An 11,891-nucleotide genomic window follows, 5' to 3' on the forward strand; every position below is an offset into this window, starting at 1 on the left:
GCACCGGGACGCGTCGCGTGGCGGGTTGCGCGCGTGCCCCGCGGTGGTGACGCTAGGCACCACCGCGCACCGAGGGAGGGATCGTGAGCGACGTCGCCCAGCAGCAGGAGCGCCGAGCCGGCGGCGCCGACGATCCGCTCGACACCGTGCGCCTGGCCTCGCTCGTCGCGACCGCGCGGACCCCGGAACGGGCGGTGGTCAGCCCCGTGGACGGCACCGTCGTGGGAGAGGTGCCGGTGTGCACCCCGGAGGACGTCGTGGCGGCCGGCACCCGGGCGGTGTCGGCCCAGCGCGCCTGGGCGGCGCGGCCGGTTCGTGAGCGGGCCGCCGTGGTCCGGCGGTTCGCCGCCCTCGTGCTCGACGAGCAGACCTGGCTGATGGACCTGGCGACGGCCGAGTCCGGCAAGACGCGTCGGGACGCCTTCGAGGAGGTCGCGGACATCGCGCTCGCGGCGCGCTGGTTCGCGGGAGCCGCTCCCCGTGTGCTGCGCCGCAGGCGCGTGGCCGGCGCGTTCCCGGTGGCCACCCGCACGACGGTGCATCGACGGCCCAAGGGGCTCGTGGGCGTCATCAGCCCGTGGAACTACCCGTTGACCCTCGCGGTCTCGGACGCGATCCCGGCGCTGCTCGCCGGCAACGGGATCGTCCTCAAGCCGGACTCGCAGACGCCGTTCTGCGCGCTGGCGCTGCTGGACCTGCTGCGCCGCGCGGGCCTGCCCGCCGACCTCATGCAGGTGGTGACCGGTCCGGGAGCCGAGCTGGGCGGGGCCATCGTGGACACCGTCGACGCACTCATGTTCACCGGGTCGACGGCGACCGGCCGCGTGCTGGCCGAGCAGTGCGGGCGGCGCCTCATCAGCTTCTCCGGGGAGCTCGGGGGCAAGAACGCGATGCTGGTGCTGCCCGGTGCGGAGCTCGAGCGCGCCGTGGAGGGTGCGGTGCGGGCCTGCTTCGCGAACACCGGCCAGCTGTGCGTGTCCATGGAGCGGCTCTACGTCGCCGACGCCATCTACGACACGTTCGTGCCGGCGTTCGTCGAGCGGGTCGCGGCGCTGCGGCACGGCACCGGCTGGGACGGCGAGGTGGGAACCCTGACCACCGCGGGCCAGCTGGACCGGGTCGCCGAGCACGTCCGCGAGGCGGTGGCCAAGGGCGCAACGGTCCTCACGGGCGGTGTGCCCCGGCCGGGCCACGGCGAGCTCGGGTACGCCCCGACGGTGCTGACGGGCGTGACCGACGACATGGCACTCGCGCGCGAGGAGACCTTCGGGCCCGTCGTCAGCGTCTACCGCGTGGGGGACACCGAGGAGGCCGTCAGCCGCGCGGACGACTCCCCGTACGGACTCAACGCGAGCATCTGGGGACCGGCTGCGGTCGCGCGACGCGCCGCCTCCCGGCTGCACGTGGGCACGGTCAACGTCAACGAGGGCTACACCGCGGCCTGGGCCAGCCACGCGGCGCCGATGGGCGGCACGCGGGACTCGGGGCTGGGCCGGCGGCACGGCCGTGAGGGACTGCTCGCCTGGACCGAGCCCCAGACCGTCGCCGAGCAGCGGCTGGTCCCGGCCGGGTACCTGCCCGGCGTGCCGCCCGAGCGGTACGCGCGCTGGATCACGGCCTTCGCGCGGCTCCTGCACCGGGTCCCGGTGCGCTGACCGTGCCGGAACCGGCGGGCCGCCGCTCCGCGCCCAGCGTGCCGGAGCACGTCGACGTCGTGGTGGTGGGTAGCGGTTTCGGCGGGTCGGTCGCCGCGCTGCGGTTGGTGGAGAAGGGATATCGCGTCCTGGTGCTGGAGGCCGGGAGACGGTTCGCCGACCACGAGCTGCCGCGGTCGAGCTGGGACGTGCGGCGGTTCCTGTGGGCGCCGCGGCTCGGTTGCTACGGCATCCAGCGCGTCCACCTGCTGCGCAACGTGCTCGTGCTCGCCGGCGCGGGCGTCGGGGGTGGGTCCCTGGTGTATGCCAACACCCTCTACCGCCCGCCGTCGGCGTTCTACGCGGACCCGCAGTGGGCGGGGATCGCCGACTGGGAGGCCGAGCTCGCGCCGCACTTCGACACCGCCGAGCGCATGCTGGGCGTGGTGCCCAACCCGACCACGACGGCGTCGGACCGGGTGATGAAGCAGGTCGCCGACGAGATGGGCGTCGGGCACACGTTCCGGCTCGCGCCCGTCGGGGTGTTCTTCGGGCGGCAGGGCCGCAGCGAGCCGGGCATGACCGTTCCGGACCCCTACTTCGGCGGCGCGGGGCCGGCCCGCACCGGCTGCACCGAGTGCGGCGGGTGCATGACGGGCTGCCGCGTGGGGGCGAAGAACACCCTGGTGAAGAACTACCTGTACCTCGCGGAGCGCGCCGGGGTGCGGATCGAACCGTTGGCGACCGTCACGCGGCTCGCACCGTTGCCCGGCGGTGGCTACCAGGTGGACGTGACCCGGACCGATGCCCGACGTGGTGCGGGTGGGCGGCGTGCCGGTGTGTCGGGATCGGACCGCCCGGCCCGGTGGTCGGTCACCGCGGACCAGGTGGTGCTCGCCGCGGGCGCCTGGGGTACCCAGCAGCTCCTGCACCGGATGCGCGCGACGGGTGTGCTGCCCCACCTGTCGCCTCGACTGGGAGACCTGACACGGACCAACTCCGAAGCGTTGGGCGGCGCGACGGCCACGATCCGGCACCGTCGGGACGCCGACTACTCGCGCGGGGTGGCGATCACGTCATCGTTCTACCCCGAGCCGGACACCCACGTGGAGCCCGTGCGCTACGCGGCGGGCTCGAACGCGATGGCGCTGCTGTCCACGCTCGGCACGCCCGGTGGCGGACGCGTGCCGCGGCCGCTGCGCTGGCTCGGCCAGGCGCTGCGGCACCCGGGCTGGCTGCCGTCGATCTGGTTGGGGCGGCACTGGTCCGAGCGCACGATCATCGGGCTCGTGATGCAGTCGCGGGACAGCTCGCTGACGTTGTACCCGCGCCGCGCCGTGCTGGGCCGCTGGGGGCGCTGGCAGGTCACGTCCCGCCAGGGCCGCGGAACCCCCAACCCGACGTGGATCCCTGCCGGCCACGAGGCGATGACCCGCGCGTCGCGGCTGGTGCACGGGTTCCAGGGCAGCAGCGTCGGCGAGATCCTGGACATCCCGATGACGGCGCACCTGCTGGGGGGCTGCGCGATCGGCGACTCGCCCCGGACCGGTGTCGTGGACGGATACCACCGGGTGTTCGGGTACCCGGGGCTGCACGTGATGGACGGCTCGAGCGTGGCGGCCAACCTCGGCGTCAACCCGTCGTTGACCATCACCGCCCTGGCCGAGCGCGCCCTGTCCTACTGGCCGAGCGCGGGCACCCCCGACCCCCGGCCCCACCCCGTGTGATGATGCCGAGCCTGTCCCTGCCACCCCGGTGATCTGGCGTCCTGCTCGTCGCGGGAGGCCGTACACAGGCCGTTCACCGGTTTTTCACCGTTCCCAACCAGCAGAAAGTGCCGATCGGGATCACGCTTCGGAGGGGGCATCCGCCCCACCTCACCTCCGGAGAGGAGCACGTCCCGTGCACTCAGCACCCCGCACCCGCGCCGCGGTCCTGGCCCTCGGGCTCGGCGCCGCAGCGCTCGTGGCCACGCCAACGGTGGCGTCGGCCCACGGCCATGGCAGCTGGCACTCCCGCGGCAAGCGGGAGGTGGCCACGACGACGCCGATCAAGCACCTCGTGGTGATCTTCCAGGAGAACGTGTCCTTCGACCACTACTTCGCGACGTACCCGGACGCGGCCAACACGGACGGCACGACGTTCACGGCCGCCGCACACACGCCGGCCGTCGACAACCTCGCGAACGCCGGGCTCCTGACCGGCAACCCGAACGCGAACGACCCGCAGCGCCTGGGCCCGGACCAGGCCGTCACGTGCGACCAGGACCACGGGTACTCCGCCGAGCAGAAGGCGTTCAACGGCGGCCTGATGAACCTGTTCGTCGAGAACACCTCGCGTGATGCGTGCGGCAGCCCGCTGTACGGCGCCCCGGGCCTGACCATGGACTACTACGACGGCAACACCGTCACCGCGCTGTGGAACTACGCGCAGCACTACGCGATGTCGGACAACTCCTACTCGACGACCTTCGGCCCGTCGACGCCCGGTGCCCTGAACCTGGTCTCCGGCCAGACGCACGGTGTCACCGCCCGGACGCCCGACGGCGCTCCCACGTCCGACTCCTACGCCGTCGTGTCCCCGGACGCCAACGGCGTGGGCACCGTCATCAACGACCCGGACCCGTACTTCGACGACTGCGCCAACAAGAACGGCGAGCGCAGCTACAACCTCGCCGTCATGCACGGCCGCAACGTCGGTGACCTGCTCGACGCCAAGGGTGTGACCTGGGGCTGGTTCCAGGGCGGCTTCCGGCCCACGACGCCCTACGACGCCTCCGCCGGCAGCACGGCGGTGTGCGGTGCGACCAGCACCAACGTCGCAGGCGTCTCCTCGCTGGACTACAGCGCCCACCACGAGCCGTTCCAGTACTACGAGTCGACGGCCAACCCGCACCACCTGCCGCCGACGTCGGTGGCGATGATCGGGCGCACCGACCAGGCCAACCACCAGTACGACATGAGCGACTTCGACGCTGCGCTCGCGGCCGGGAACCTCCCCGCCGTGAGCTTCCTCAAGGCGCCCGCCTACCAGGACGGCCACGCGGCCTACTCCGACCCGCTCGACGAGCAGAACTTCCTGGTCAAGCAGATCAACGCGATCCAGACCTCGAGGTTCTGGAGCTCGACGGCGATCGTCGTGCTCTACGACGACTCCGACGGCTGGTACGACCACGTCGCGGCGCAGATCCTCAACGGTTCGAACGACCCGGCGAACGACTCGGCGATCTGCACCGACGCCGCGGCCTCGGTGGGTGTCGCGGGCGGCTACCAGGACCGCTGCGGGCCGGGCACCCGGCAGCCGCTGCTCGTGATCTCGCCGTTCTCGAAGACGAACTACGTCGACCACGCCCAGACCGAGCAGGCCTCGGTGCTCAGGCTGATCGAGGACAACTGGCGGCTCGGCCGCATCGGTGACGCCTCGGCCGATGCGCGTGCAGGGTCGTTGCTCGGGATGCTCGAGTTCCACCACGGGCGAGCCCCGCGGGTGCTGCTCAACGCCGACGGGTCGGTCGCCCACCACGACGGGCACGGTGACGGGCGCGGTGACGGGCACGACAGCGTCGGTCGCTCCTGACGTCCTCGGGTGCTGCGTCGGCCGGGTCTGCGGGCATCGCCCGCGGGCCCGGCCCCGCGGCGCCCGGGAGGTCGCTCGTCAGTCCGCCGCGTGCCGGCCGTGCGGTTGGTCGTCGTCAGGCACCGCGCCCGGTTCGCGGAGCGCATCGCTCGGCGCGTCGGGTACCGAGTCCGCCGCGGCCGCGCCGGCGGCGCCCGCCTCCTCAGGGACCCCCGAGCCGTACGCGCTGGCCTGCGCGGCCGCGGCGGCGTCCTCCTCCATCCGGCTCTGGATGCCCGAGGTCATCCGCAGCGGGAGCTCGGGGACGAACCACGTGAGCAGGAAGCCGAGGAGCAGCACCACTGCGGCCGTGAGCATCACGACCGACACCGAGTCGGAGAAGCCCTGGATGATCGGTGCGGCCAGCTTGGGGTTGATCTGGCTGAGGAACGAGGAGTCGTTCAGCGACACGGTCGAGGAGCCGGGGTTCTGCAGGGCCTGGAGCACGGGCGCGTTCGCGGGGTTGTTCAGCACCGCCTTGTCCTGCAGCACCGCCTGGAACGACGGATCCTGGGCCGCCGTCGCGAAGGCGTCCTTGATCCTCCCGCCCACGGTGGAGAACAGGATCGACAGGAACACCGCAGTACCCAGTGTTCCGCCCATCTGCCGGAAGAACAGCGAGGACGACGTCGCGGTGCCCATGTCCCGGGGGGGCACGGCGTTCTGCACCGCCAGGACCAGCGGCTGGAAGCAGAAGCCCAGGCCGAAGCCGAACACCGCGGCGCGCCACGCCACGTCGCCGTAGCTCGACGCGGGCTCGAGCTGGGCGAGCAGGTAGGCACCGGCGACCAGGGCCCCGGTGCCCAGCACCGGGAAGATCTTGTAGCGCCCGGTGTGCCCGACGGTCTGTCCGGCGATCACCGAGGACACCATGATCCCGCCGGTGAACGGCAGCAGCGCCAGCCCGGCGTCCGTCGGCGTCATGCCCTTGACGATCTGCAGCCACAGCGGCAGCGTCGCGATGCCACCGAACATGCCCATCCCGAGCACCACGTTGACCATCGCGGTGGTGGAGAAGGTCGAGTTCCGGAACAGCCGCAGTGGCAGCAGGGCCTCGTCCTTGGCGGCGCGCTCGGCCCAGATGAACAGCGCGATGCCGAGCGCGCCCAACCCGTAGCAGCCGAACGCTGCCCCGGACGCCCAGCCCCAGTCCCGGCCCTGCTCCGCGATCACCAGGAGCGGGACGAGCCCACCGGCCAGCGCGACCGCGCCCTGCCAGTCGATCCGGTGGTCGACGTGGTGCTTGGGCAGGTGCAGCACCCGAGCGATGACGATCATCCCGGCGATGCCCAGGGGCACGTTGACCAGGAAGATCCACCGCCAGCCCGTGATCCCGAACACCGTCGTCGCGTCGGCGAAGAACCCGCCGACGATCGGGCCGACCACCGAGGAGACGCCGAACACCGCGAGGAACATCGCCTGGTAGCGGGCCCGCTCGCGCGGGCTCAGCAGGTCGCCCAGGATCGTGATGGCCAGCGACATCAGGCCGCCACCGCCGAGGCCCTGCAGGGCCCGGTACCCGGCGAGCTGGTACATCGAGGTCGCGGTGCCGCTCAGGAGGGAGCCGGCCAGGAACAGGCCGATCGAGACCAGGTAGAACGGCTTGCGGCCGTAGATGTCGGAGAGCTTGCCGTACAGCGGCGTCGAGAGCGTCGAGGTGATCAGGTAGGCGGTGGTGACCCAGGCCTGCAAGGTCAGGCCGTTGAGGTCGTCGCCGATGGTGCGGATCGCGGTCGCGACGATGGTCTGGTCCAGGGCGGCCAGGAACATGCCCATCATCAGGCCGCCGAGGATCGCGAGGATCTGGCGGCGGGTGGGCGCGACGTAGCCCGGGGCCGATGCGGCCGGTGGCGTGGCACTGGTCGGTGCGGCGCTGTCGACGGCGGCGGTGGACGGCGCGCCGGATGCGCTCACGCGAACGGGATCACGGTGACTCACTGAGACACCCTACGGTTCAGTTGAGGCGAGCGCCGCTCTCGTCCAGGGTCAGAGGTCCCGATCGGCACCCGATTCCGCCCAGGGCGTAGCGCCGCGGCACCTACGCTGGTGGGGTGACCACGACGACGCGCGGCGCGCCATCCCGCCCCGCCGACGACGCACCGCGCGACGTGCACCGACCGGTGCGCCCCGGCCTGGTCGCCGGTGCACTGGCTGCCGTCCTGGGTGTGGTGCTGGGCACGCTGGTGGTCCGCTCCGGCACGATCGACCTGCTCGACCCCGGCGCGCTCGTCCGGTGGGGCGCGCCCACGGCCGAGGTGCTCACCGAGCTGGCCGGCGCCGTGACCCTCGGCGCGCTCGCGCTCGCTGCGTTCGTCCTGCCCTGGCCCGCGGGCCGGCGGGGGGCCCGCAGGGTCACGCGCGCGGGCGGCGCGCGGCGCGCACGCCCCGAGCCCAGCCCCGCCTTCGCCGCGACGCTCCGGGTGGCAGCGGCCGCCGCCGCGGCCTGGACCGTGATCGCGCTCGCCGACCTCGTCCTCGGCTACGGCGCGATCGCCGGCCGATCGCTGGGCACCCCGTCCTTCGGGCCCGAGCTCGGCGTCTACGTCACCTCGATCTCGCTGGGCAAGATCGGCCTGGGCATCGTGGTGGTCGCCGCGCTGACCAGCGTCCTGGCGCTGCTGGTCACGACGCCGGTCGGCGCGCTGTGGACCGCGCTGCTCGCCCTGGTCGCGTTGGTGCTGCGTGCGCAGACCGGGCACGCCTCCGGCGACACCAACCACGAGCTCGCGATCTCGACGATGTTCCTGCACCTGCTGGGAGCGGCGCTGTGGATCGGAGGCCTGGCGGCACTGGCCTTCGTGGCGCGCCGCCTGGGCCGGGACCTCGCGCCCGCGGTCGCCCGGTTCTCCACCCTGGCGCTGTGGTGCTACCTCGGCGTGGGGATCTCCGGAGCCGTCAACGCGGCGATGCGGATGGCCGACCTCGGTCAGCTCGTCACGACCGCGTACGGGCGGCTGGTGGCCACGAAGATCACCATCATGGTCGGGCTCGGGCTGGTCGGCTGGCTGCACCGTCGCCGGGTGGTCGAGGCGCTCGCGGCGCGGGCGTCCGTCGCGGGAGCGTCCCGCCGCGCCCCGTGGGTGTTCTGGCGCCTGGTCGCCGTGGAGCTGGTGCTCATGGGTGCCGTGTCCGGGGTGGCCGTCGCGCTGGCCTCGGCCGAGCCCCCTGTGCCGCAGACCCCGACGGGCGCCCTGAGCCCGGCCGAGGTCGTCACGGGCCACCCGCTGCCGCCGCCACCGACGTTCGACCGGTGGCTCACCTCGTTCCGCTGGGACCTGCTGCTCGCGCTCGCCGCGCTGGCGGGCGCCGTCGTCTACCTGCGCTGGGTCCGGCGGCTGGCCTCGCGCGGCGACCGGTGGCCCGTGGGCCGTACGGTCAGCTGGCTGGCCGGGATGGGGACGTTCTTCTGGACGACGTCCGCCGGCCCCGCGGTCTACGGTCACTTCCTGCTCAGCGCGCACATGGTCGCGCACATGACCCTGATGCTCATCGTGCCGGTCTTCGTGGCCGTCTCCGGCCCCGTGACGCTCGCGGTGCGGGCCTTACCGGCCAGGCAGGACGGCTCCCGGGGACCTCGTGAGTGGTTGCTGGTGATCGTGCACTCCCGGTGGGCGGCGTTCTTCTCGCACCCGCTGGTCGCCGCCGCGAACTTCGCGGGGTCGATGTACGTCTTCTACTTCACCGACCTGTTCAAGTACGCCTTGGAGACCTACGTCGGGCACCTGGGGATGGTGCTCCACTTCAGCCTCGCGGGGTACATGTTCATCAACGGGCTGATCGGCATCGACCCCGGACCCAAGCGGCTCGCGCACCCGATGCGGCTCGTGCTGCTGTTCGCGACCATGGCGGTGCACGCGTTCTTCGGGGTGGCCCTGACGATGGACACCGCGCTGCTCGTGCCCGAGTGGTTCGGCCTGCTCGGCCGGACCTGGGGCCCGTCGGCTCTGGCCGACCAGGCCACCGCGGGCGCGGTCGTCTGGGGGATCTCGGAGCTTCCGATGCTCGCCGTGGCCATCATCCTGGCGGTCTCCTGGACCCGGGCCGACGAGCGCGCCGCCAAGCGCCGGGACCGTCGTGCGGACCGCGACGGGGACGCGGAGCTGGACGCCTACAACGCGCGGCTCGCGGCCCTGGCCGACCGGGACGACAAGCCGCCCACCGGCAACGGCTGAGCCCGTCGCGAACCCCTCGGCCTGCGAGATCTCGCCTCTCGGGTGACAGTGGAGGGGTCCGGAGCCGCGTGTCCGCGGCTCGAGCACAGGAGGGGCACATGGGTATCGGAGCGGGAATCTTCCTCATCGTCGTGGGCGCGATCCTGACGTTCGCGGTCAACGTGAGCTCGGACGCCGTCAACCTCGACCTGATCGGCTGGATCATGATGGGGGCCGGCCTCGTCGCCCTCCTCGTCGGGTTGATCATGAACGCGCAGCGGTCCAACACGAGCCACCGCGAGGTGGTCGAGCGCCGCGAGCGCGGCACGGAGCCGCCGCCGGCCTGAGCACGACAGCCGGAGCCGGTCGACACGCCCGGCGTCGACCGGCCCGGCGGTCAGGTGCCCAGCACGCCGCGCACGATGCTGTCGCCGGAGTGCGCCGGGTTCCCGTCGTAGGGCTCCTCGGAGACGTCGACGATCGGGTACTGCGTCAGGTTGACGCCGTCCGGGAGCGGGAAGCTGCCGTGGTCGCCGTGCAGGACGCCGAGGCTGATGAGCTTGGTGACCTCGGGGTCGATGAGCCACACCTCGTGATAGCCGCTGTCGGCCCCCGCGCCGGAGAGCGTGACCACGAGTCGCCGTGTCCCGTCCGAGGAGCGTTCCACCATCGCCGAGCCGGAGGCCTCCGGCCACTGGGGCAGCGCGTCCAGGGTCGCGCGCTCGACCACCACCTGGGTCGGTGACCGTCCGTTCCACCAGGCGGTGCCCGCCCCACCGAGCACGACGCCGACCGCGGCGGCCGCTGCCAACCAGGCCGGAGCGACGCGCCGTCGCGACCGGCGCCTCGCGTCGCGCCCGGCCGGCCCGGTGGCGGCGGGGGGACGGGTGGGCGCGGCGGCGCCCTGCGGCACGCGGTGCGCCCCGGGGTCCCGCGGCGCGGGGCCGGGTTGCACGTGCTCGGGCAGGTCCAGCTCTGCCGCGATGCGGTCCCACACGGCCGGCGGCGGCTCGACCAGCTGCTCCGTCACGGGCCCCGCGGCACGCGCCCGGACGGCGGTCACCGCGAGGGCGTCCAGCTCAGCGCGGCACGCAGCGCACTGCTCGAGGTGCGACCGGGCGTCGTCGTCCAGCGGCTCACCCAGCGCGGCGAGCGCGATCACGTCAGGCTCCAGATGCGGCACGGTCCACCTCCAACCGGTCACGCAGGCGCAGCAGGCTGCGCCGGATGTGGCTCTTCACCGTCCCGAGCGGCAGCCCGAGCCGCTCGGAGATCTGCGGGTGCGTGAGGTCCTCCCAGAACGCCAGGGCAAGGATGGTGCGTTGCGGCTCGCCGAGCCGCGCCAGCTCGTCGGCGACGACGATCCGGTCGGTCAGTGCCGGGGTCGGAGCCGCCACCTCGACGGTAGCGGTGGCGGCCTCTGCGTCCCGTCGCTCCCGGCCCCGGCGCGCGGCCGCGTCGGCGATCGCCCGTCGGGTGATCCCCGTCAGCCACGCCGGCAGCGGCCCCCGGTCGGGGTCGAAGCCGGAACGGCCGCGCCAGGCGTTGACGAACACCTGCTGGGTGACGTCCTCGGCGTCCGCGCGTTCCCCCAGGGAGCGCAGCGCGAGGGTGTGCACCAGGGCGCCCCACCGCCGGTAGGCCTCCGCCAGCGCGTCGTCATCGCCTGCGGCGAAGGCGCGCGACACCGCCTCGTCGTCCCAGGACGACGGAGGGTGCAGTCGTGTCACGTCGGTCAGGGTGGACCTCCTCGGCCGGCGTCCCGTGGTCTCGTACGGTAGCGCGCTCACGGCCCGACCGGGCTCAAGTACGCGATGACGTTGTTCGAGTAGTGCCGCACGGCGGGCTGCCACGTCCCGCCGCACGTGACGAGCACGAGCCGCGGAGCTCCCTGCCGCGTGAACACGTCCGGCCAGGCGACATCGGTCTTGGGCACGGAGACCACCTGGTCCACGCGGTAGCTGAGCGTCGAGCCGTCGGCGAGGTCCACCTGGGCGACGTCCCCCTGCGCCAGCTCGTGCAGTCGCACGAACGGACCGGTGCCGCCCGACGCGTCCGAGTCCACGTGCGCCGCGATCACCGCCGAGCCGCGATCCGAGCCGGGCGCCGGGCCGAACCGGTACCAGCCGGCACGCTCGGCCAGGGGTGGGATCTCCATCTGCCCGTCCTGGGCGACCCCGACCGGGTCCACCGGCAGGTCGGCGTCGATCGTCGGCAGCGAGAGGTGGACCGGGGCCGGCGCCAGAGCGGCGGCGGGAGCGGTCGCGTCGCGGACCGGGATGTCGGGGGTCGGCGCCGTCGGGGTCACGACCGCGGTGGGCGATGGGGGCAGGGCGGTCGATGGGACGGACCCGGCCGAGGCTTCAGCCGCCGACCGGTCTCGGCCGGCGGGACCGAGGGCCACCGCGACCACGACCGCCACCGCGAGGGCGGCGGCCACGATGGGCGGGACGGTGCGTCGCGCCGGGTTCATCGATCCTCCTGGTGGGGA

At 73.3% G+C, this 11,891-nt stretch carries 9 protein-coding genes; 5 read left to right on the forward strand and 4 right to left on the reverse strand.

Annotated features, from left to right (window positions below; translation table 11 throughout):
- The first annotated feature begins 83 nt into the window (after positions 1-83).
- From Q6348_RS03445 to Q6348_RS03455, 3 genes are all read left to right on the forward strand, one after another.
- Positions 84-1,655: a succinic semialdehyde dehydrogenase gene (locus Q6348_RS03445; RefSeq protein WP_304599928.1), complete on the forward strand. Its 1,572-nt coding sequence runs from the start codon at positions 84-86 to the stop codon at positions 1,653-1,655.
- 38 nt (positions 1,656-1,693) lie between these two features.
- A complete protein-coding gene (locus Q6348_RS03450) occupies positions 1,694-3,361 on the forward strand; it encodes a GMC family oxidoreductase (protein ID WP_304599929.1) in 1,668 nt (555 codons plus the stop codon).
- Positions 3,362-3,536: 175 nt separating this feature from the next.
- Positions 3,537-5,210 (forward strand): phospholipase C, encoded by a 1,674-nt coding sequence (locus tag Q6348_RS03455; protein WP_434062008.1) that lies wholly within the window; start codon positions 3,537-3,539, stop codon positions 5,208-5,210.
- Positions 5,211-5,288: 78 nt separating this feature from the next.
- On the opposite strand, the gene Q6348_RS03460 is transcribed toward Q6348_RS03455, so the two are convergent.
- Positions 5,289-7,163: an MDR family MFS transporter gene (locus Q6348_RS03460; RefSeq protein WP_350339637.1), complete on the reverse strand. Its 1,875-nt coding sequence runs from the start codon at positions 7,161-7,163 to the stop codon at positions 5,289-5,291.
- A gap of 137 nt (positions 7,164-7,300) precedes the next feature.
- Here Q6348_RS03460 and Q6348_RS03465 point away from each other — a divergent pair, with 137 nt between their 5' ends.
- Positions 7,301-9,421, forward strand: a complete 2,121-nt coding sequence (locus tag Q6348_RS03465; RefSeq protein ID WP_304599930.1) for a bifunctional copper resistance protein CopD/cytochrome c oxidase assembly protein — start codon at positions 7,301-7,303, stop codon at positions 9,419-9,421.
- Positions 9,422-9,519: 98 nt separating this feature from the next.
- Positions 9,520-9,747, forward strand: a complete 228-nt coding sequence (locus Q6348_RS03470) for a DUF6458 family protein (RefSeq protein WP_304599931.1) — start codon at positions 9,520-9,522, stop codon at positions 9,745-9,747.
- A gap of 50 nt (positions 9,748-9,797) precedes the next feature.
- Here Q6348_RS03470 and Q6348_RS03475 read toward each other — a convergent pair whose 3' ends face one another.
- The 3 genes from Q6348_RS03475 to Q6348_RS03485 all read right to left on the reverse strand — a co-directional run bounded on the left by Q6348_RS03475 (position 9,798) and on the right by Q6348_RS03485 (position 11,873).
- Positions 9,798-10,583, reverse strand: coding sequence for an anti-sigma factor (locus Q6348_RS03475; protein ID WP_304599932.1), 786 nt, complete (start codon positions 10,581-10,583; stop codon positions 9,798-9,800).
- Positions 10,564-11,121 carry an RNA polymerase sigma factor gene (locus tag Q6348_RS03480; protein ID WP_434062023.1) on the reverse strand — a complete coding sequence of 186 codons (558 nt, stop codon included), beginning with the start codon at positions 11,119-11,121 and terminating at the stop codon, positions 10,564-10,566. The genes Q6348_RS03475 and Q6348_RS03480 overlap by 20 nt, the downstream gene beginning before the upstream one ends.
- Before the next feature lie 65 nt (positions 11,122-11,186).
- Positions 11,187-11,873, reverse strand: coding sequence for a class F sortase (locus tag Q6348_RS03485; RefSeq protein WP_304599934.1), 687 nt, complete (start codon positions 11,871-11,873; stop codon positions 11,187-11,189).
- Between the last annotated feature and the right edge of the window lie 18 nt (positions 11,874-11,891).

The organism is Actinotalea lenta, from assembly GCF_030586465.1.
Classification (GTDB): domain Bacteria; phylum Actinomycetota; class Actinomycetes; order Actinomycetales; family Cellulomonadaceae; genus Actinotalea; species Actinotalea lenta.

Bases quoted from the DNA above. Each gene is read 5' to 3' on its own strand.
- Q6348_RS03470 (WP_304599931.1), top strand. From the start codon at position 9,520: ATGGGTATCGGAGCGGGAATCTTCCTCATCGTCGTGGGCGCGATCCTG.
- Q6348_RS03485 (WP_304599934.1), bottom strand. From the start codon at position 11,873: ATGAACCCGGCGCGACGCACCGTCCCGCCCATCGTGGCCGCCGCCCTC.